General features: G+C 67.7%; 22 protein-coding genes. 11 read left to right on the plus strand and 11 right to left on the minus strand.

Annotation, left to right across the window (positions count from 1 at the left end; genetic code table 11):
• Positions 1–43: 43 nt before the first annotated feature.
• The 3 genes from pstS to AC5Y7E_RS15805 form a co-directional block, all read right to left on the minus strand.
• On the minus strand, positions 44–1,165 hold the full coding sequence (gene pstS, locus AC5Y7E_RS15795; protein ID WP_499949684.1) for a phosphate ABC transporter substrate-binding protein PstS: 1,122 nt from the start codon (positions 1,163–1,165) through the stop codon (positions 44–46).
• Positions 1,166–1,330: 165 nt separating this feature from the next.
• Positions 1,331–2,275, minus strand: a complete 945-nt coding sequence (gene mshD, locus AC5Y7E_RS15800; RefSeq protein ID WP_499949685.1) for a mycothiol synthase — start codon at positions 2,273–2,275, stop codon at positions 1,331–1,333.
• Positions 2,272–3,045 (minus strand): winged helix-turn-helix transcriptional regulator, encoded by a 774-nt coding sequence (locus tag AC5Y7E_RS15805; protein ID WP_499949686.1) that lies wholly within the window; start codon positions 3,043–3,045, stop codon positions 2,272–2,274. Before AC5Y7E_RS15805 ends, mshD begins: the two co-directional genes overlap by 4 nt.
• A 178-nt stretch (positions 3,046–3,223) precedes the next feature.
• Between AC5Y7E_RS15805 and lmeA the strand changes: the two genes are divergently transcribed.
• From lmeA to AC5Y7E_RS15840, 7 genes are all read left to right on the plus strand, one after another.
• Positions 3,224–4,036, plus strand: a complete 813-nt coding sequence (lmeA, locus tag AC5Y7E_RS15810) for a mannan chain length control protein LmeA (protein ID WP_499949687.1) — start codon at positions 3,224–3,226, stop codon at positions 4,034–4,036.
• On the plus strand, positions 4,033–4,452 hold the full coding sequence (locus AC5Y7E_RS15815; RefSeq protein ID WP_499949689.1) for a thioredoxin family protein: 420 nt from the start codon (positions 4,033–4,035) through the stop codon (positions 4,450–4,452). Before lmeA ends, AC5Y7E_RS15815 begins: the two co-directional genes overlap by 4 nt.
• A gap of 29 nt (positions 4,453–4,481) precedes the next feature.
• On the plus strand, positions 4,482–4,574 hold the full coding sequence (locus tag AC5Y7E_RS15820; protein ID WP_499918864.1) for a putative leader peptide: 93 nt from the start codon (positions 4,482–4,484) through the stop codon (positions 4,572–4,574).
• Positions 4,575–4,677: 103 nt separating this feature from the next.
• Positions 4,678–5,148: a DUF4395 domain-containing protein gene (locus tag AC5Y7E_RS15825; protein ID WP_499949690.1), complete on the plus strand. Its 471-nt coding sequence runs from the start codon at positions 4,678–4,680 to the stop codon at positions 5,146–5,148.
• A 36-nt stretch (positions 5,149–5,184) separates the two neighbouring features.
• Positions 5,185–6,018: a sulfurtransferase gene (locus AC5Y7E_RS15830; RefSeq protein ID WP_499949691.1), complete on the plus strand. Its 834-nt coding sequence runs from the start codon at positions 5,185–5,187 to the stop codon at positions 6,016–6,018.
• Position 6,019: 1 nt separating this feature from the next.
• Positions 6,020–6,322: a DUF1416 domain-containing protein gene (locus AC5Y7E_RS15835; protein WP_007777644.1), complete on the plus strand. Its 303-nt coding sequence runs from the start codon at positions 6,020–6,022 to the stop codon at positions 6,320–6,322.
• 145 nt (positions 6,323–6,467) lie between these two features.
• A complete protein-coding gene (locus tag AC5Y7E_RS15840; protein WP_499949693.1) occupies positions 6,468–7,124 on the plus strand; it encodes a heme-binding beta-barrel domain-containing protein in 657 nt (218 codons plus the stop codon).
• Positions 7,125–7,370: 246 nt separating this feature from the next.
• Here the strand turns inward: AC5Y7E_RS15840 and AC5Y7E_RS15845 are convergent, their stop codons facing one another.
• Positions 7,371–8,240, minus strand: coding sequence for an aminodeoxychorismate lyase (locus AC5Y7E_RS15845; protein ID WP_499949775.1), 870 nt, complete (start codon positions 8,238–8,240; stop codon positions 7,371–7,373).
• Positions 8,241–8,373: 133 nt separating this feature from the next.
• Here AC5Y7E_RS15845 and ygfZ point away from each other — a divergent pair, with 133 nt between their 5' ends.
• Both ygfZ and AC5Y7E_RS15855 read left to right on the plus strand, forming a co-directional pair.
• Positions 8,374–9,468 (plus strand): CAF17-like 4Fe-4S cluster assembly/insertion protein YgfZ, encoded by a 1,095-nt coding sequence (gene ygfZ / locus AC5Y7E_RS15850; protein WP_499949694.1) that lies wholly within the window; start codon positions 8,374–8,376, stop codon positions 9,466–9,468.
• Between the two features lie 147 nt (positions 9,469–9,615).
• Entirely contained in the window at positions 9,616–9,801 is a 186-nt protein-coding gene (locus tag AC5Y7E_RS15855) for a DUF3073 domain-containing protein (RefSeq protein WP_067354477.1), read from the plus strand.
• 67 nt (positions 9,802–9,868) lie between these two features.
• On the opposite strand, the gene purM is transcribed toward AC5Y7E_RS15855, so the two are convergent.
• From purM to AC5Y7E_RS15890, 7 genes are all read right to left on the minus strand, one after another.
• Positions 9,869–10,963, minus strand: a complete 1,095-nt coding sequence (gene purM / locus AC5Y7E_RS15860) for a phosphoribosylformylglycinamidine cyclo-ligase (protein WP_499918873.1) — start codon at positions 10,961–10,963, stop codon at positions 9,869–9,871.
• Positions 10,964–11,034: 71 nt separating this feature from the next.
• Positions 11,035–12,561 (minus strand): amidophosphoribosyltransferase, encoded by a 1,527-nt coding sequence (purF, locus tag AC5Y7E_RS15865; RefSeq protein ID WP_499918876.1) that lies wholly within the window; start codon positions 12,559–12,561, stop codon positions 11,035–11,037.
• Between the two features lie 137 nt (positions 12,562–12,698).
• Positions 12,699–13,088: a sterol carrier family protein gene (locus AC5Y7E_RS15870; protein WP_499918878.1), complete on the minus strand. Its 390-nt coding sequence runs from the start codon at positions 13,086–13,088 to the stop codon at positions 12,699–12,701.
• A gap of 4 nt (positions 13,089–13,092) precedes the next feature.
• Positions 13,093–13,737, minus strand: a complete 645-nt coding sequence (locus tag AC5Y7E_RS15875; RefSeq protein WP_499949695.1) for an Rv0804 family intramembrane glutamic endopeptidase — start codon at positions 13,735–13,737, stop codon at positions 13,093–13,095.
• 19 nt (positions 13,738–13,756) lie between these two features.
• Positions 13,757–16,054: a phosphoribosylformylglycinamidine synthase subunit PurL gene (gene purL / locus AC5Y7E_RS15880; protein ID WP_499949696.1), complete on the minus strand. Its 2,298-nt coding sequence runs from the start codon at positions 16,052–16,054 to the stop codon at positions 13,757–13,759.
• A gap of 71 nt (positions 16,055–16,125) precedes the next feature.
• Positions 16,126–16,473, minus strand: coding sequence for a VOC family protein (locus AC5Y7E_RS15885; RefSeq protein ID WP_499949698.1), 348 nt, complete (start codon positions 16,471–16,473; stop codon positions 16,126–16,128).
• A gap of 14 nt (positions 16,474–16,487) precedes the next feature.
• Positions 16,488–17,795, minus strand: coding sequence for a M18 family aminopeptidase (locus tag AC5Y7E_RS15890; RefSeq protein ID WP_499949777.1), 1,308 nt, complete (start codon positions 17,793–17,795; stop codon positions 16,488–16,490).
• 37 nt (positions 17,796–17,832) lie between these two features.
• Between AC5Y7E_RS15890 and AC5Y7E_RS15895 the strand changes: the two genes are divergently transcribed.
• Both AC5Y7E_RS15895 and AC5Y7E_RS15900 read left to right on the plus strand, forming a co-directional pair.
• Positions 17,833–18,849 (plus strand): Dyp-type peroxidase, encoded by a 1,017-nt coding sequence (locus AC5Y7E_RS15895; protein WP_499949778.1) that lies wholly within the window; start codon positions 17,833–17,835, stop codon positions 18,847–18,849.
• Positions 18,846–19,643, plus strand: coding sequence for a family 1 encapsulin nanocompartment shell protein (locus AC5Y7E_RS15900; protein WP_499949699.1), 798 nt, complete (start codon positions 18,846–18,848; stop codon positions 19,641–19,643). The genes AC5Y7E_RS15895 and AC5Y7E_RS15900 overlap by 4 nt, the downstream gene beginning before the upstream one ends.
• The last annotated feature ends 35 nt before the right edge of the window (positions 19,644–19,678 follow it).

Consider the following 19,678-nt stretch of genomic DNA (forward strand, 5'->3'; position numbering starts at 1 on the left):
CCGTCACAGGTCTGCTGTCACTCCTTGAACCCGATGCACCCGGTTACTGCATCGCATTGATGGCCGTAACCAGTCGTTCCCTGACCTTATCGGGCAAGGGCACGTATCCGGCCTTCGCGAGTTCGCCCTGCGCGGTACTGGCGGACACGGCCAGGAACGATTTGACGGCCGCCGAAGTCTCGGCGTCGTAACCCTTTGAGCACACGATCTCGTAGGTGACCAGCAACAGCGGGTAGACGCCGGGTTCCTCGGAGCCGTACATGGCATTGAGGTCGAGCACCAGGTCGTCGCCTTCGGCGAGGAATTTGGCCGCGTTGACGGCGTTCCCGGCAGTCTCGTTGGTCAGCGGTATGACGCCGCCGCGGGTGGCGATTTTGGCGTAGGGCATGCGGGCCTGATCGGCGAAGGCCCTCTCGACGTATCCGACGGAGCCCGGGGTGGCCCGCACCGCCTGGATGATGCCGGCCGACTTCGCGGCGCCCTCGCCGACACCGCCCTGAAACTCCGTGCCGACTCCTTTGGACCAGCTCTGCGGCGCGGCCGCGGTCAGGTATTTCTGCACGTTGTCGGTGGTTCCCGACGAGTCGGTCCGGTAGATCGGCGTGATCTTGGTGTCGGGTAGGCGCGTGCCCGGATTGAGCGCCGCCAGGATCGGGTCGTTCCAGGCGGTGATCCTGCCGGTGAAGATCTTGGCCAGCGCGTCGCTGTTGACCACCAGGTCCGGATTTCCGGGCAGGTTGTAGACGATCCCGATGGGGCCGAAAACCATTGGCAGGTCCCACGCCGGGTTACCGTCGCAGCGCTTGGCGGCGGGCCCGATCTGGTCGGCAACCAAGGGGGAGTCCGCGCCGGCGAAATCGACATGTCCCGCGATGAACTGCTCACGGCCGGCGCCGGATCCGGTTGGGTTATAGGCCAGCCCCTTTCCGGGGCAATACTGGCTCCACACCTGGTTGAACACCGTGATCGCGTTCTCTTGAGCGGTCGAGCCCTCCGCCGTCAGCTTGTCCTTGCCACCGCATCCGGCAGTTCCGGTGACGCCGGAGCTGGGCCCCGCGGTCCCGCGGCGATTCTCGTCGCTGCCGCAGGCGGCCAGTGCTCCGGCAACGAGCGCCATCACCAACGCCACGGCGGCCAGCGCCCTGCTCTGCCTGTCGCGCCTCACCGATCTCGCTTTCCTGACATGTTCCCGACGCATGTGGGCGCCGCGGCCCCCTCCCATGTGAGGTTGCCAAGTGCCGGCGGAAGTATGCGCCGACGCGGCGCGCGGCAACGTCTCGGTGGCCAGGACCAGATTAGCGATCCGCGTTGACGCCGCTCGTACCCGCGGTCAGTTGGCCGCGGGAACGACCGCGTATGCGGTGTCGACGCTGTGGACGGTGAACCCCAAGCGCTGGTAGGTGCGCACCGCGGCGACGTTGTCCGACTCGACGTAGAGCATCACGGTGGGTTCGGGGGCGTCGGCCAGCCGGCTCCCCAACCAGTCGATGCCGACGGCGGTCAACGCCTGCCCTAGGCCGCGGCCCTGCGCCGACGGATCGACGCCCACCACGTACACCTCGCCCAGGCCGGGCTGGTCCAGGTGCACCTTGGTCCAGTGGAAACCCAGCAACGTGCCGGCCTGCTCGCCGCCGGAGTCGTCGAACGCCAGGAACAGGCCCGCCGGGTCGAACCACGGTTCATTGCGGCGCTCCGCCAGCTCGACGTCCGTCCAACCGCCCTGTTCGGGATGGTAGGAAAACGCGGCATTGTTGACCCGCAGCAGCTCGGCGTCGTCGGCGGCGCCCGCGTACGTGCGGATCTTCACCCCTGGCGGCTGTGGCACGGTGTCGGGTAGGTCGCGCAGCGAACGTCGCATCTGCATCAGTTCCCGCACGGCGGCCAGGCCCAGCGCGGAAGCGGTAGCACGAGCCGGGTCAAGCGTGCCATGCGCCCAAAAACGGTTTCCCGCACCGGTTTTGGCCAACGCGGCGCGTGCCAGTGTGGACCCGATACCGCGACGGCGCGCCTGCGGGTGCACGACGAGTTCGGCCATGCCCGTCTCGCCGTCGCGCGGCGGGCTCAGGTTGAGGTAACCGATGATCGCGCCGGGCGTCGTGCCCCCCGCCTCCGGATTCCTGATCAGGAGATGCTCGGTGCGGTCATGCCCGAGCTCGCGCAGTACCTGCTCGCCAACGGGCGCGACTCCGTCGAATTCGGTTGCCGCACTGATAAGTTCGCGCACGCCCCGCTGCTCTTCGCCGGTCAGTGCCCGGCGCCACTCGGGTGACGTCACTGCGTGTGCAGCGGATCGGCCAACGGGTCTTGGACGTCCTGCGATTCGGATTCGGATCCAGCGCCGTCGGCGTCATCGGGCTCGGAAACCGGGGTGCGGCCGCGCGCGGGGCGGACGGCCTTGTAGCCCACGTTGCGCACGGTGCCGATCAGCGCCTCGTATTCTGGGCCGAGTTTGGCCCGCAGTCGGCGCACGTGCACGTCGACGGTGCGGGTGCCGCCGAAGAAGTCGTATCCCCACACCTCGTGCAGCAGCTGCGCGCGCGTGAAAACTCGCCCGGCATGCTGGGCCAGGTATTTGAGCAACTCGAATTCCTTATAGGTGAGGTCCAGCGGGCGGCCGCGCAGCCGCGCGGTGTAGGTGCCCTCGTCGATCACCAGCTCGCCGAGGCTGACCTTGCCGGCGCTCTCCTGGTCCGCGAGTCCGCCGCGCCGGCCGATCACCAGCCGCAGCCGCGCATCGACCTCGGCGGGCCCGGTGGTGGGGAGCAGGATCTCGTCCAGACCCCAGTCCGAGCTGACGGCCACCAGCCCGCCCTCGCTCACCACGGCCAGCACGGGGCCCGCCCGGCCGGCGGTGCTCAACAGGCGGCATAGTCCGCGTGCCGCCGACAGGTCGGTGCGCGCGTCGACGATCACCGCATCCGCGGTCCCGGCCTCGAGCAACGATGAGGGTTCTGGCGGCGCCGTCCGGACGGTATGCGGAAGCAGGGACAACGACGGCAAGACCGGGTCGGGATGAAGCTCCGAGGTCAGCAGTAGTAGCTCCAACTAGCCCCTCCAACTCGGGGGAACGGCATCTCCCAAATTCACAACACCATTAAGCGTTAGTTACCAGGTCGTATAACGATAACGTGTCACCTGGGTTTTTCGCGTGGCGGACGATCCAGTGTGAGGGCCACCACCTTCAGATCCGGCGCGTACCGGCCCTCAGGGCTTACGCCACAATATGCGGGTGCGCAAGGTGCTGATTGCTGTGACCGTGACGGCGATCCTGGTTGCCGTGGTCGCCCTCGGCGCCATCGGCGTCGACTATGGGACCAGCATTTATGCCGAATACCGGCTGTCGTCCAGCGTCCGTAAAGCGGCCAAGCTGGGCACCGACCCGTTCGTGGCCATCGTCGCGTTCCCCTTCATTCCGCAGGCGATGCGCGGCAACTACAGCCAGGTGGAGATCAAGGCCAACGCCGTCGACCACGCGATGACGGGCAGGGCCACCCTGGAAGCCACGATGTATTCGGTCGATCTCGCCCAGGCGTCGTGGCTGATCGGCCCGGACGCCAAGCTCGCGGTGGGCAAGCTGGAAAGTCGCATCATCGTCGACTCGACGCATTTGGGCCGGTTCATGGGCATCAGCGACCTGATGGTCGAGGCGCCGCCCAAGGAAACCAACACCTCCACCGGCGGTGTCACCGCATCGGGTATCTCGGACAGCCACGGGCTGGTGTTCACCGGAACACCCAAATCGGCGGGCTTCGATCGACGGGTCAGCGTCTCGGTCGACCTCTCCATCGCCCCGGATGACCCGGCAACATTGGTATTCACCCCGACCGGCGTCCTCACCGGATCGGACACGGCCAACCAGACGGTGCCCGCGGACAAACAGGACGCCGTGCTGCATGCCTTCAGCGGAAGGCTGCCCAATCAGCGACTGCCGTTCGGCGTCGCGCCGACGACCGAGGGGGCGCGGGGCTCCGACGTCATCATCGAGGGCATCACCCATGGAGTAACCGTGACCCTCAACGGGTTTAAGCAGTCATGACCGTCATAGTCGCGACCGTCGCGGTGCTTGCCGCGGCAACCCTTGCCGGGTGGTTGTTGACCCGGCGCTCCGGACGAATCCGGGAAATCGACTCCACGCCGGACCAGGACATCGACGCCGACATCGCGGCCCTGGGGCTTTCTCGCAGCGGCCCGACCGTGGTGCATTTCAGCGCGCCGTGGTGCGGACCTTGCGAGCGGGTCCGCCGGGTCGTCGAGCAGGTCTGCGACGACCTGCGTGATGTGGCCCACGTCGAGGTCGACCTGGACGCGAACCCGGAGACCGCACGCCGGTATTCGGTCCTGTCCCTGCCCACCACGTTGATCTTCGACGTCGACGGCAGGCAGCGATACCGCACGTCGGGAGTGCCCAACGCCGCCGACCTGCGGTCGGCGCTGAAACCGCTGTTGGCTTGACCACGGTGTCATTAGGTAAGCTGACCGACGTGTCAGCCCGCCTCGAGCCCATGCTCACCCAGCGCCGCGCAGTTCAGCTGTGCCGCACCGCGGGCTGTTGTTGTTGTTGCTGTTGCTGCTGAGTAGCCGCGCCTGCGCGTAGCACTCGGAGCGGCCCGGAATTCAGACCGTGGCACGTCTCCATTCGTCGTATCCGTCAGCAACAGAGGTATCGAGGAGTAGTCCTTGCCAAGCAACACCGCCACCACGCAGCCCGACCTGGTCGACGTGCGCGGACCGCGATTCGCGGCCTGGGTCACCACCGCAGTCCTGGTGCTGGCGCTCATCGTGTCGGCGGCGAGCCCGCTGGTCGCCGCAGTGATTCTGGCCGTCCAGGCCATCATCTTCGCCGTCGGCGCGCTCGGCGGGCCGCGCAAGCATCCGTACGGCCGGATCTTCGCCAAAGTCGTCGCGCCGCGGGTCGGCCCGGTGCAGGATCGTGAACCGACGGCACCGCTGAAGTTCGCCCAACTAGTCGGATTGATCTTCGCGGTGCTGGGAACGGTCGGGTTCGCGACCGGCGCCGTGCTGTTCGGCGTCATCGCCACCGGGGCCGCCCTGGTGGCGGCGTTCCTCAACGCGGCCTTCGGGATCTGCCTGGGCTGCCAGCTCTATCCGCTGGTGGCCCGCTTCCGACGCACCGCGCGTCCCACCTGACCTGCTGTACCAAAAGCGATTGAAAGGATCCACTCCATGGCACGCTCCGACGTCCTGGTCTCCACCGACTGGGCTGAGAGCAACCTCGACGCCTCAGGCGTCGTCTTCGTCGAAGTCGACGAAGACACCAGCGCTTACGACGCCGGCCACCTCCCCGGCGCCATCAAGCTGGACTGGCGTTCCGATTTGCAGGACCCGGTCAAACGCGACTTCGTCGACGCGCAGCAATTCTCCAAACTGCTCAGCGAGCGGGGCGTCTCCAACGACGACACCGTCATCCTCTACGGCGGGAACAACAACTGGTTCGCCGCGTATGCCTACTGGTACTTCAAACTGTACGGCCACGACAAGGTGAAGCTGCTCGACGGTGGCCGCAAAAAGTGGGAGCTGGACGGGCGCGCGCTGTCCAGCGACACCGTCAGCAGGCCGGCGACGTCGTACACCGCCGCCGCGCCGGACAACAGCATCCGGGCGTTCCGTGACGACGTGCTCGCGGCCATCAACGTCAAAAACCTGGTCGACGTGCGTTCCCCCGACGAGTTCTCGGGCAAGATCCTGGCGCCCGCGCACCTGCCTCAGGAGCAAAGCCAGCGGCCCGGTCACATCCCCGGCGCCATCAACGTGCCGTGGAGCAAGGCCGCGAACGAGGACGGCACCTTCAAGTCCGACGAAGAACTGGCCAAGCTCTACGCCGCAGCCGGCCTGGACGGCAACAAGGAAACGATCGCCTACTGCCGCATCGGCGAGCGGTCGTCGCACACCTGGTTCGTTCTCTATGAATTGCTCGGGCATCGGAATGTGAAGAACTACGACGGCAGTTGGACGGAATACGGCTCCCTGGTGGGTGCCCCGATCGAGTTGGGAAGCTGATATGTGCTCTGCACCGAAACAAGGACTGACGTTGCCCGCCAGCGTCGACCTGGAGAAGGAAACGGTGATCACCGGTCGCGTCGTGGACGGCGAGGGCCAGGCAGTGGGTGGCGCGTTCGTCCGCTTGCTGGACTCCTCCGACGAGTTCACCGCCGAGGTGGTGGCGTCGGCCACCGGTGACTTCCGATTCTTCGCCGCACCGGGATCCTGGACCCTGCGTGCGCTGTCGAAGGCCGGCAACGGTGACGCCGTGGTGGCGCCGTCCGGTGCGGGCATCCACGAGGTTGACGTCAAGATCGCCTGACCGCCAGCCGTCCCCGACGGGGACGCCGCGGGGCGAATAGACTTGTCCCCGTGGTGCTGTTCTTCGAGATCATGCTGGTTGTGGCGGTCGTGGTGATTTCATGGTTCGCCCTGTACACCCTCTATCGGCTCATCACCGACGAGTCGTGACCCGCGACGAGCCGTTGAGTTCCGCCGGCTCCGGCGACCGGGCGGTGGCCGCCGCCGCTGAGCGCGCGAAGCTGACCGCCGGCCGCAACATCCCGTCCTACGATGACCTTCCCCTGCCCGCCGACACCGCGAACCTGCGCGAAGGCGCGAACCTCAGCGATGCCCTGCTGGCGCTGCTGCCGCTGGTCGGCGTGTGGCGGGGCGAAGGCGAAGGCCGCGGGCACGACGGTGACTACCGGTTCGGCCAACAGATCGTGGTCTCCCACGACGGCGGCGACTACCTGAACTGGGAAGCCCGCTCCTGGCGGCTCAGCGAGACGGGCGATTACGAAGAGCGCGGCCTGCGCGAGACCGGATTCTGGCGCTTTGTCACCGATCCCGACGACCCCGGCGAATCCCACGCGATCGAACTGCTGTTGGCCCATTCGGCGGGCTACGTCGAACTGTTCTACGGCCGCCCCTTGACCCAGTCGTCCTGGGAGCTGGTCACCGACGCGCTGGCCCGCAGCAGGTCGGGCGTGCTGGTCGGCGGCGCCAAACGCCTCTACGGCATCGTCGAAGGCGGCGACCTCGCCTACGTCGAGGAGCGGGTGGACGCCGACGGCGGTCTGGTGCCGCATCTCTCGGCGCGGCTGTCCCGTTTCGTCGGCTAGTAGCGCCCTCCCGATATGGAGCGGCCCCCGAGCCGTATTCCCGGTTGGACAAAACCGGAAGCTCGGGGGCCGGGTGGCTGCGGGGAATTCGCTAGCGCTGTTGTGACGCCAGCTCTTCCGAGCCACTGCTGCTAGCGCGCAGCCACCTCACATGTCCATGAAGCTATCAATTTCGCGGACCACCTCCCTTCTTGTGTACGACCGACCGTACCGGCGAATCGGCCAGCCGACAACAGAATTCAGCGCTCAGCGATCGCTGAGGATGGCGGCGTCGATCAGTTCGGCGAAATCCGCGGCCATCGGCGAGGGCCGCAGCGGTCGGCCGTCGAGGGTATGCACGCGCGCGGCCAAGGTCATGCTGGAGATCAGCCAAACGCCTTGGGCGGCATCCAGATCCGCGACGCGCAGCGCTCGGTAGTCGCAGTCATAGCCCTTGTCCCTGGCCACCTCGAACAGCGCCTGTTGGGTGGTGCCGCGCAGGATCGGATACCAGGGCGGCGGCGTCAGCAGGCACGGATTACCGTCCGGCGTCTCAGAGTCGGCGGCGATCACCACTGTCGAGCGCGGGCCTTCCAGGATGTAGCCGTCGGTGCTGACGAAGATCACGTCACCGGCGTCCGCACGTGCGGCATGCCGCAGGGCCGCCATATTGATCGCGTACGACAGGGTCTTGGCCCCGGCCAGCAGCCACGGCATCGCGTCCACTCCGGTGGCGGGCAACCCGCGGTCGAGCGTGATCGCCGCCAGCCCGCCACGCCGGACCGCCGTCACCCGTTCGGGTACGGGATTGACCATCACGTAGGCCGTGGGCACCGAACCGCCCTCGCGACCGCGGCTGTAGATCAACCGCATCGCGCCCTCGTCGGCGTTCCCCGCGCACCAGTGCCGGGTGGCTACCTCGATCGCGCCTCGCCATCGCGGCAGATCGGGCTGGGGCAGGTCGGTCAAGGCGGCCGACTGGGTCAGCCGCTGCAGATGCGGCTCGATCAGGCAGGCCCGGCCGTCGCGGACCAACAGGGTTTCGAAGACACCGTCACCGCGGACGGCTGCGAGGTCGTCGGCGTAGAGCAGGGGCGCGTCGGGCGAATGGATTTCGCCGTCCAGCGTGACGATCACACCCGTTGGGCCGGCCATGGTGGAGAAGCCTATCCAATGACCCGCGAACGTGAAGCTGGCCGCACATTCGGCGGCCAGTGTGAAGCCAGCTTCACACTCGTGGGGAGCGCCCGGCGGTCCGTAGAGTTGACTCGTGACCCGCCCCGTCCCCGCACCCGAGACCGGACCCGACGCCGGTGCCGTCTGGCATTACGGCGATCCGCTCGGCGAGCAGCGTGCGGCCGACACCGACGCGATATTCGTCGACCGCTCCCACCGCGGAGTACTCGCCCTGACCGGGAAAGACCGGCAGACCTGGTTGCACAGCATTTCGACGCAATTCGTCAGCGACCTCCCCGACGGCGCCAGCACGCAGAATCTCAGCCTCGACGGCCAGGGCCGCGTCGAGGATCACTGGGTCCAGACCGAGCTGGCCGGCACGACCTATCTGGACACCGAACCGTGGCGCGCGGAGCCGCTGCTGGGGTACCTGCGCAAGATGGTGTTCTGGTCCGAGGTCACCCCGGCCGAAGCCGATCTGGCCGTGCTGTCGTTGCTCGGTCCGAAACTGGCTGACCGCGCGGTTCTCGACGCGCTCGGGGTGGACACGCTACCCGCCGAGCTGACCGCGATTCCCGCGGGCGACGGCTTCGTGCGGCGGATGCCGGGCACGCCGGCCGGGCAGATCGAGCTGGACCTGCTGGTTCCGCGCGCCGCGGCGGACGACTGGCGAAATCGCCTGGCGCAGGCCGGGGTCCGGCCCAGCGGTGTGTGGGCTTACGAAGCCCACCGGGTCGCGGCCGTGCGGCCCCGCCTCGGCGTCGATACCGACGAGCGCACGATTCCGCACGAGGTCGGATGGATCGGTGGTCCGGGCGCCGGAGCCGTTCACCTGGACAAGGGTTGCTATCGCGGGCAGGAGACCGTCGCGCGGGTGCACAACCTCGGCAGGCCACCCCGGATGCTGGTGCTGCTGCACCTCGACGGGTCGGCGGACCGGCCGTCGACGGGTGATCCGGTACTGGCCGGCGGCCGCACCGTCGGCCGCGTCGGCACCGTCGTGGACCACATGGATCTCGGGCCCATAGCGCTGGCGCTGCTCAAGCGCGGGCTGCCCGCCGACACGGAATTGGCGACCGGACCAGAGGCCTCGGTGGCTGCGGTGATCGACGCCGATTCCCTGCCCGCAACGGAACAGATCGGCGCCGGGCGGTTAGCTGTTGAACGGTTGCGGGGCGGTGCGGGATAATGAACGGTAACGTCCGCCACAGCGAGCAGGGCGCGCCAACGCCCGGTGGCGGGGCACGGTAAAGTGGTTGGCAGGACAATATGACACCAGGAGATCGGAGCCGCCTACTCGTTAGGCCGCTCCGTTATTGCGCGAGGGGGTTCCCCCATGGGCCGCGGCCGGGCTAAGGCAAAGCAGACCAAGGTTGCTCGAGAACTCAAATACAGTTCTCCGCAGACCGACTTCCAGCGGCTTCAGCAAGAGCTGTCAGGGACGGGTTCGGACGAGTCCAGCGAACTGGACGGCGACGGATCCGACGAATCCTGGGACGACCAGGACAGCTGGCGTCGCTAAAGCCAACGCCCCGGCGCCGATGCGTAGTGCACCGGCGCCGCGTTAGATCTACCGGAATCCACGCGTCCTAGAACCTCGGGTGCTGACCCACCATCTTGGCCCGCGGGCCCTCTTTTCCGCCTTTGCCAACGGTGCCCAGCACCCAGCAGTCCAGGTGTCGTGCGGTCAGGATGGCCAATGCGCGGTCGGTGTCTTCGGGGGCCACGATGGCGATCATCCCGACGCCCATGTTGAACGTCTTCTCCATCTCCTCGCGCGTCACGCGGCCGCGCTGGGCGATCATGGCGAACACCGGCGCGGGTGTCCAGGTGCCGCGGTCCATCTCGGCGACCAGGCCATGGGGGATGACGCGTTGCAGATTGCCGGCCAGCCCGCCGCCGGTGACGTGGCAGAAGGTGCGCACGTGGGTTTCGGCCGCGAGCGCCAGGCAGTCCTTGGCGTAGATACGGGTGGGTTCGAGCAGCTCTTCACCCAGGGTGCGGCCGAACTCCTCGACGTAGCCCTCGAGGTTCATCCGGTCGATCTCGAGGAGCACCGTGCGCGCCAGCGAATATCCGTTGGAATGCAGGCCGGACGAACCCATCGCGATGATGACGTCGCCGGGTTTGACCCGGTCGGGGCCCAGCACGTCGTCGGCCTCGACGACACCGATTCCGGTGGCCGAGATGTCGTAGTGGTCCGGTTCCATCAGACCGGGGTGTTCGGCGGTCTCGCCGCCCAGCAGCGCGCAGCCGGCCCGCACACACCCCTCGGCGATCCCACTGACGATGGCGCTCAAGCGTTCCGGCACCGTGCGGCCCACCGCGATGTAGTCCTGCAGGAACAGCGGCTCGGCGCCACACACCACCAGGTCGTCGACCACCATCGCGACCAGGTCCAGCCCGACGGTGTCGTGTTTGTCCATCGCCTGGGCAACCGCCAGCTTGGTGCCGACGCCATCGGTGGACGCCGCGAGCAGTGGCTCGCGGTAGTCACCACGCAGCGCGAACAAGCCGGCGAATCCGCCCAGGCCGCCCAGAACCTCGGGTCGCGTAGCTTTTGTCGCCAGCGGCTTGAACAATTCGACGGCGCGATCGCCGGCTTCAATGTCCACCCCGGCCGAAGCGTAGGTGATGCCCTGACTGCCTTGGTGGCGTCCGGGGCTCTTTCCGGGATCCGTCATCGCGATAAAGGCTACCGGGCGGCGTTCACGGCCGGGATCAAACGTCGGCGATGGGGCGCAACCGAGTTCCCTCAGTGCACGATTGGCACTTCGTCGGCCGCGAGATCGTCGAGGCCGGCGCCGCGCGCGGCATTGGCGAGCATGTGCTCGATGACGTTCTTGCCCAACGCGGTTTCGCCGGGCAGCTCGATCGGATACTGGCCGTCGAAGCAGGCGGTGCACAGCCGCGAGGCCGGCTGCTCGGAGGCCGCGATCAGACCGCGCAGGGAGATGTAGCCCAGCGAGTCGGCGCCGATGGCATGCCGCACCGCCTCGAGCATCTCCTTCTTGTCCTCGACCGCGTTGGCGATCAGTTCCGCCGGTGACGGGAAGTCGATGCCGTAGAAGCAGGGCCATTTGACCGGGGGTGAGGCGATCCGCACGTGCACTTCGACGGCGCCGGCCTCGCGCAGCATCCGCAGCAGTGCGCGCTGGGTGTTCCCGCGCACGATCGAGTCGTCGACGACGATGAGTCGTTTGCCCCGGATCACCTCGCGAAGTGGGTTGAGCTTCAGCCGGATACCGAGCTGACGGATGGTCTGCGACGGCTGGATGAAAGTGCGCCCGACGTAGGCGTTCTTCATCAGCCCCTGGCCGTAGGGAATGCCCGACTCCTGCGCGTAACCGACGGCGGCCGGCGTGCCCGACTCGGGCACGCCGATGACCAGGTCGGCTTCGACTGGGCGCTCACGGGCCAGCCGGCGGCCGATCTCCACCCGGGTTGCGTGGACCGACCGGCCGGCGATCGTGCTGTCCGGTCGTGCCAGGTAGACGTACTCGAAGACGCAGCCCTTGGGGGTGGGATTGGCGAACCGCGTGGAGCGGACGCCGTCGGCGTCGATCGCCAGCAATTCACCGGGTTCGATGTCGCGCACGAACGACGCGCCGACGATGTCGAGGGCCGCCGTTTCAGAGGCCACCACCCAGCCGCGATCCAGCCGTCCGAGCGAAAGCGGCCGCACCCCATGCGGATCGCGGCACGCGTACAGGGTGTTCTCGTCCATGAAGGTGAGGCAGAACGCGCCGCGCACGGTCGGCAGCAGATCCAGCGCCGCCTGCTCCAGGGTGGCGTCCGCCGCGCCGTGGGCCAGCAGCGCGCCCAAGATGTCGGAGTCCGTCGTCGCCGGCGCCGGGGCGCGCTTGGCGATCAACCCCTCGTCGCGGGCGCGGGCGGCGAGCTCGGCGGTGTTGACCAGGTTGCCGTTGTGCCCCAATGCGACGCCGGTGCCGGCAGCGGTGTTGCGGAAAACCGGCTGTGCGTTTTCCCACGTCGTGTCGCCAGTGGTCGAGTAGCGGCAGTGGCCGATGGCGACGTGGCCCTGCATGGCACCAAGCGTCTGCTCGTCGAACACCTGGCTGACCAGGCCGAGGTCCTTGAAGACCAGCACCTGGGATCCATCTGCCACGGCGATGCCGGCGGCTTCCTGGCCGCGATGCTGCAGCGCGTACAAGCCGTAATAGGTGAGTTTGGCGACGTCCTCGCCCGGGGCCCATACCCCGAATACACCGCATTCTTCACGGGGTGCGTTGAAGTCCTCTTCGGGTTCTTGGACGGTCACGATTGGGCAGCTCCCCGGGGAACGGTTGGTGACGTAACGGAGTCTACGGGCAGCGTCGCCGCGCCGACGAATCCGCCGGGCGTGTTGAGCGACGAATTCCCACTTCAAATACCTAAAGCTGCAGTTCAGGGTTATGTTCAGCCCATATCGAACAGGGGCAGGCAGTGTCCAATCTCACCGGCTCGCGAACCGGAAAGGCGCAGCGCACCGGTGGGCTGCGCCTCGGCGAACGACAACTTTCCGGTGGCCAGCAGCAGCCAGGTGCGGGGGTCGGTTTCCACCACGTTGGGCGGCGTGCCCCGGGTGTGCGTGGGCCCGGCGATGCACTGCACCGCGACGAACGGGGGGATGCGCAACTCCACGCTCCGCCCGGGTGCCACCGCGGCGAGCGTGCGGGCGGTCAGCCGCACGGCCGTCGCCAATTCCTGTCGGTCAGGCGCCGGACGTGATTCGTCGCCAAGCCAGTCCGCGATCGCCAGTAACGCCTGGCGGGTCTTCACCGGGTCGGCTCTGTCGCGCGGGGCCATGACCTCAGGGTCTCAAAATCCCGCGGCCCGACGACCGGACGGCCAGCACGGCGATGGCACCGGCTTCGTTGACGGCCAAATGCGCCAGCATGGGTGTCGCCAGGCTTCCGGAACGCTCGGCCAGCCAACCGAAGAGCCAGCCCGCGGTTCCGGTGACCAACACCGTGCCGGCGACCGGCTCACCCGTCGCGCGCGCGTCGGCGATGTGCGAGAGGCCAAAAGCGCAGGCCTGCAACAGCCGTCCACCACGCGCACCGAAAGCAGCGGAGCCCGCGGCCATCAGCGCGCCCCGAAACGCGGACTCCTCCGACCACACGGTGCCCACCGGTATCCGCAGCAGCAGCCACTCCGGCGCCGTCGCCGGTGGCTGGCGGTCGGCCATCGATCGGCGGACGGGCGCCAGCGCGGTCGTCGCGGCGACCGTAGCCGTCACAAAGAATGCGGCCAGCGACCCCCATCGCAAGCCGGCCCATAGCCGGGGCGGACCCAGGCCCAGAGGTGCACGCGTCACCCACACCAGCGCGCCACCCACGCCGGCCTGCACCACCGTCCGCCACGAGGCCGGCAGCCGCGGACTGACGAAGCTCCAGCCGATCAGCGCGGCGGCCAACGACAACGCGCCAGTTCGACGAAAATGCCGCGCAGACATCAGGATTCGCTGCGGTCACTCATCCGAAGAGCCGCGGCAGCACCGCCTCGGAAGTCTCGCGCAGTTCGGTCAGTGGGACCGTGAACAGCCCCTGGAACTCGACCGCGTCGGAGGCCTGGTCGACCACGCCGATGCGCACCGCCGGCAGTCCTCGCGCCTCGCACATCGACCGGAACCGGCTCTCCTCCGTACGCGGCACCGCCACCAACACGCGACCCGCCGACTCGGAGAACAACGTCACGAACGGGTCGGCGTCCTCGGGAAGCACGATGCGACAACCGGTTTCGCCGGCCAGGGCGGCCTCGACGACGGCCTGCGCGAGGCCGCCCTCGGACAGGTCGTGGGCCGCGGACACCAGGCCGTCGCGCGACGCCGAATGCAGCACCGCCCCCAGCAGCTTCTCGCGGGCCAGGTCGACTCTGGGCGGCAACCCACCCAGATGATCGGCGGTCACTTGGGCCCAGGTGGAACCGTCGAACTCGTCGCGAGTATCGCCGAGCAGCATCAGGGTCTCCCCTGGCTCGGTGCCCAGGCCGGTGGGGATGCGCCGGGCGACGTCATCGATGACGCCCAGCACGCCTACCACCGGGGTGGGCAGGATCGCCGCCGAGCCCGTCTGGTTGTAGAAGCTGACATTGCCGCCCGTCACCGGAATCCCGAGGGCCACACAGCCATCCGCGAGGCCCTTGACGGCTTGCGAGAACTGCCACATCACTCCGGGGTCTTCTGGCGAACCGAAGTTCAGGCAATTGGTCACCGCGACCGGTACCGCCCCGGTGACGGCGACGTTGCGGTAAGCCTCGGCCAGGGCGAGCTGAGCACCGGCGTACGGATCGAGCTTCGTATATCGGCCGGATGCGTCGGTGGATACGGCGATGCCGCGGCCGGTGGATTCGTCGACGCGCAGCACACCACCGTCGGCGTGCTCGGCCAGCACTGTGTTGCCGCGCACGTACCGGTCGTACTGCTCGGTGATGTATGCACGGCTGCACAGGTGCGGACTACCTAGCAGCGCAAGCAAAGTGGCGCGCAGTTCGTCACCGGTGGCCGGTCGTGGCAACCGCGCGGCGCTGTCGGCGTTCAAGGCGTCCTGGGTATCGGGCCGGGCGACCGGCCGGTGGTAGACCGGGCCTTCGTGGGCGACGGTGCGCGGCGGCACATCGACGACTGTCTGGCCGTGCCAGGTGATCTGCAACCGGTCGCCGTCGGTGACCTCGCCGATCACCGTGGCCAGCACGTCCCACTTGCGGCACACCGCCAGGAAGGCGTCGACGTTTTCCGGGGTCACCACGGCGCACATCCGCTCCTGCGACTCGCTGCACAGGATCTCCGCGGGCGTCATCTGCGTGGTGCGCAGCGGCACGGCTTCGAGCTGGATCGCCATCCCGCCGTCGCCGGCTGAGGCCAATTCCGAAGTGGCGCAAGATAATCCGGCACCGCCCAGGTCCTGGATGCCGACCACCAGGTGCCCGGCGTACAGCTCGAGGCAGCACTCGATGAGCACCTTCTCCATGAACGGGTCGCCGACCTGAACCGAGGGCAGCTTCTTGCGGGATCCCTCGCTGTCAAACGTGTCCGAAGCCAGCACCGAAACCCCGCCGATGCCGTCCAGGCCGGTACGGGCACCGAACAGGATGATCTTGTTGCCGGCGCCCGAGGCGAAGGCCAGGTGCAGGTCCTCCTGGCGCAAGACGCCGACGCACATGGCGTTGACGAGCGGGTTGCCGGCGTAGCAGGCATCGAACACCGTTTCGCCGCCGATGTTGGGCAAGCCCAACGAATTGCCGTAGCCGCCGATGCCGCGCACCACGCCGTCGACCACGCGGCGGGTGTCCGGCGCGTCGGCCGCGCCGAACCTCAGCTGGTCCATCACCGCGACCGGCCGCGCGCCCATCGCCATGATGTCGCGGACAATCCCGCCGACCCCGGTGGCCGCGCCCTGGTAGGGCTCGACGTAGGACGGGTGGTTGTGCGACTCGACTTTGAAGGTGACCGCCCAGCCGTCGCCGATGTCGACGACGCCGGCGTTTTCGCCGATGCCGGCCAGCATGCCGGCCCGCATCTCGTCGGTGGTGGTCTCGCCGAAGTACCGCAGGTGCACCTTGGACGACTTGTAGGAGCAATGCTCGCTCCACATCACCGAGTACATCGCCAGCTCGGCATCGGTCGGCCGGCGTCCCAGGATGGCGCGGATCCGCTGATATTCGTCGTCTTTGAGGCCCAGCTCGGCGAACGGTTGCGGCTCGTCGGGAGTGGAGGCGGCGTGCTCGACGGTGTCGATGGCCTGGGTGCGCGCGCTCGTCCCGGAGACTGTCACGCCAGACAGTCTAGGGCTGGACGCACCCTGGACGCCGAGCTGGCCGAGCATGGCTGAGCTGCGACCCGCGGCTACTGCCGCACCACGCAGAACACATTGCCCTCGGGGTCGGCGAGGACGACCCAGCGGAAGCTGTCGCCAAACTGGTGCCGGCCGACCTCGGTGGCTCCGGCCGCCGTCAGCCGCGACACCTCGGCGTCGACGTCGGCCGCGCTCAAATCGAGGTGCACGCGGTTCTTGCCTGGCGTCGGGTCGGGCACCTTCTGGAACCCGAGCCGCAGCCCTTCCGGGAAGGTCACCGCCGTGAATTCGTCGGCGAGGATGACGTGCGTCTTGCCGCCGAAGTGTTGCGCCCACCAGCCGGCCAGCCCGTCCGGATCGCCGCAGTCGAACGTGACCATTTCTACGTTTAGCGCCATGGCCGGATCGTAGGTCAGCGGGGCGACAGAAAAGCTTGCATCGCCGCCGAATAAGCGGCGACGTCGTGTGCGCCCATCAACTCGCGCGCGGAGTGCATAGCCAGTTGGGCTGCGCCGACGTCGACGGTGGGGATGCCCGTCCGCGCCGACGCCAACGGTCCGATCGTCGATCCGCACGGCAGGTCGGCGCGATGTTCGTAGCGCTGCAACGGCACTCCGGCCTGCCGGCAGGCTAGCGCGAACGCCGCGGCGGTGCGACCGTCGGTGGCGTAGCGCAGGTTCGGATGCACCTTGAGCACCGGCCCGGCGTTCACCGCGATCGGGTGGCCGGGCTCGTGCCGCTCCGGGTAGTTGGGGTGGGTGGCGTGCGCCATGTCGGCGGAGGCGAGCAGTGAGGCCGGCAGCCGGCGCAGGTAGTCCTCGCGGCTACCGCCGGCCGCCAGCACGATTCGCTCGAGCACGGTGCCCAGCAGATCGGATTGCGCGCCGTGATCCGACGTCGATCCCACCTCCTCGTGATCGAAGACCGCCAACACGGGCAGATAGGCCCCGGCCCGTTCCACGGCCAGCAATGCCTCCATCCCCGCGTAGCAACTGGCCTGGTTGTCCAGCCGGGGCGCACTCAGCAGGCCGGCGTCGGCGCCGACAACAGTCGCGGGAGTCAGGTCGTGGGTCATCAGATCGGCGGCCAGCACGGCGGTCGGCGCGACTCCGGCGCGCTCCGCGACGTAATCGACGAAAGACCGCGTCGTATCCCCGACACCCCACACCGCGTTGACGTGTCGCTGCGGATCCAGCGTCACCGACTTGCGGTCCTCGGCCAGATGGATGGCCAGCTGCGGCACCCGAAGGATCGGCTCGTCGATGCGCACCAGGTGGTGTGCGACGCCGCCGTCTTCGCCGTCCGCGCGCACCGAAAGGCGCCCACTGATACCCAGATCGCGGTCCAGCCACGAGTTGAGCCATGCGCCCCCATACGGTTCCAGCGCCACCACCCGCCAGCCGGTGACCACCCGATCGGGATGCTGCTTGACCCTGAGGTTGGGACTGTCGGTGTGCGCCCCGACGATTCGGAACGGTCCGTCGGCGCCTTCCGAATTCCAGGCGACCAGCGAGCCGGCCCGCACCGTGAAGTAACGCCCGGGCTCGGACGGCCAGCGTTTAGCCTCGCTCAGTTCGGTGTATCCGGCAGCGATCAGCCGGGCGGCCAACGTGGCGCACACGTGAAATGGCGACGGAGAGGCGTCGATGAAATCGCAGAGTCCTTGCGCGCTCGCTGAGGACTTCGCCTGGTTTCGAGGCCCGCCGGACATGTTGAACATCATGGCTGTCCGCCGTTGTGCGGTTCACGTTAGGGTCATCCACGTGCCCCCCGTCCAGCCGCAACCCATCCTCGCGCCGTTGACGCCCGCGGCGATCTTCCTGGTGGTGACCATCGACGACGGCGGGGAGGCGGCGGTGCACGACGCACTGCCTGACATTCCCGGACTGGTGCGCGCGATCGGTTTTCGCGAACCGCAGAAACGGTTGTCGGCGATCGCCTCGATCGGCTCGGACGCCTGGGATCGCCTGTTCTCCGGACCCCGGCCCGCCGAACTTCATCGGTTCCCCGAACTGCACGGACCGCGACACACCGCTCCCGCCACGCCCGGGGATCTGTTGTTCCACATCAGGGCCGAATGTTTGGATGTCTGCTTCGAACTGGCCGACCGGATCCTCAAATCCATGGCCGGTGCGGTCTCCGTGGTCGACGAGGTGCATGGCTTCCGCTACTTCGACAACCGCGACCTGCTCGGATTCGTCGATGGCACCGAGAACCCGGACGGCGCGCTGGCCACGAGTGCCACCGCGATCGGTGACGAGGATCCCGACTTCGCCGGCTCGTGCTACGTGCACGTGCAGAAGTACGTGCACGATATGTCGGCGTGGCATTCGATCTCGGTTACCGAGCAGGAGCGCGTGATCGGCCGCACCAAGCTCGACGACATCGAGCTCGACGACGACGTCAAGCCGGGCAACGCCCACATCGCCCTCAATGTGATCACCGACGACGACGGCACCGAACTGAAAATCGTGCGCCACAACATGCCGTTCGGCGAGCTGGGCAAAAGCGAATACGGCACGTACTTCATCGGCTATTCGCGCACGCCCCAAGTCACCGAACGGATGCTGCGCAACATGTTCCTCGGCGACCCGCCCGGAAACACCGACCGCATCCTCGACTTTTCCACGGCCATCACCGGCGGATTGTTCTTCTCCCCCACCCTCGACTTTCTCGATGATCCACCACCACTTCCCGCAGCGCCGTTGGCGGAAACGCCTGCTGCACAGAACGGCTCACTCTCGATCGGCAGCCTGAAAGGAACGAGTTCATGAACAACCTCTACCGCGACCTGGCACCGGTCACCGAAGCCGCCTGGGAAGAAATCGAATTGGAGGCGACCCGCACCTTCAAACGCCACATCGCCGGGCGTCGAGTGGTCGACGTCAGCGAGCCCGGCGGACCGGTTACCGCCGCGGTGAGCACCGGCCGGCTCGCCAACGTCGCAGCACCCACGGAAGGCGTGGAGGCTCACCTGCGCGAGAGCAAACCCCTTGTCCGACTGCGGGTTCCGTTCACCCTGTCACGCTACGAGATCGACAACGTCGAGCGCGGCGCCAACGATTCCGACTGGGACCCGGTCAAGGAAGCCGCCAAGAAGCTGGCATTCGTGGAAGACCGGGCCATTTTCGAGGGCTACGCCGCGGCATCGATCGAGGGCATCCGCTCCGCCAGCTCGAACAAGTCACTGACCCTGCCGGCGGACCCGCGGGAGATTCCCGACGTCATCACTCAGGCGATCTCCGAACTCCGGCTGGCCGGTGTCGACGGTCCGTACTCGGTGCTGCTCTCCGCCGACGTCTACACGCGGGTCAGCGAGACGACCGAACACGGCTACCCGATCCTCGAACACATCGACCGATTGGTTCCCGGCGACATCATCTGGGCGCCGGCGATCGACGGCGCCTTCGTGCTGACCACCCGCGGCGGCGACTTCGACCTGCAGCTCGGACACGATGTGTCGATCGGGTACACCAGCCATGACGCGGACACCGTGCAGCTGTATCTCCAGGAGACGCTGACCTTTTTGTGCTACACCGCCGAGGCCTCGGTTCCCCTCAACCCGTAGGAATAATTGGCGGCAAGCCCTTGCTTACCGGGAGA

Source organism: Mycobacterium sp. NGS17 (assembly GCF_059813205.1).

Coding starts and splice junctions, on each gene's coding strand:
- lmeA (WP_499949687.1), top strand. CDS start 3,224: ATGCGGGTGCGCAAGGTGCTGATTGCTGTGACCGTGACGGCGATCCTG.
- AC5Y7E_RS15815 (WP_499949689.1), top strand. CDS start 4,033: ATGACCGTCATAGTCGCGACCGTCGCGGTGCTTGCCGCGGCAACCCTT.
- AC5Y7E_RS15830 (WP_499949691.1), top strand. CDS start 5,185: ATGGCACGCTCCGACGTCCTGGTCTCCACCGACTGGGCTGAGAGCAAC.
- AC5Y7E_RS15835 (WP_007777644.1), top strand. CDS start 6,020: ATGTGCTCTGCACCGAAACAAGGACTGACGTTGCCCGCCAGCGTCGAC.
- AC5Y7E_RS15855 (WP_067354477.1), top strand. CDS start 9,616: ATGGGCCGCGGCCGGGCTAAGGCAAAGCAGACCAAGGTTGCTCGAGAA.
- purM (WP_499918873.1), bottom strand. CDS start 10,963: ATGACGGATCCCGGAAAGAGCCCCGGACGCCACCAAGGCAGTCAGGGC.
- AC5Y7E_RS15870 (WP_499918878.1), bottom strand. CDS start 13,088: ATGGCCCCGCGCGACAGAGCCGACCCGGTGAAGACCCGCCAGGCGTTA.
- AC5Y7E_RS15875 (WP_499949695.1), bottom strand. CDS start 13,737: ATGTCTGCGCGGCATTTTCGTCGAACTGGCGCGTTGTCGTTGGCCGCC.
- AC5Y7E_RS15885 (WP_499949698.1), bottom strand. CDS start 16,473: ATGGCGCTAAACGTAGAAATGGTCACGTTCGACTGCGGCGATCCGGAC.
- AC5Y7E_RS15890 (WP_499949777.1), bottom strand. CDS start 17,795: ATGTTCAACATGTCCGGCGGGCCTCGAAACCAGGCGAAGTCCTCAGCG.
- AC5Y7E_RS15900 (WP_499949699.1), top strand. CDS start 18,846: ATGAACAACCTCTACCGCGACCTGGCACCGGTCACCGAAGCCGCCTGG.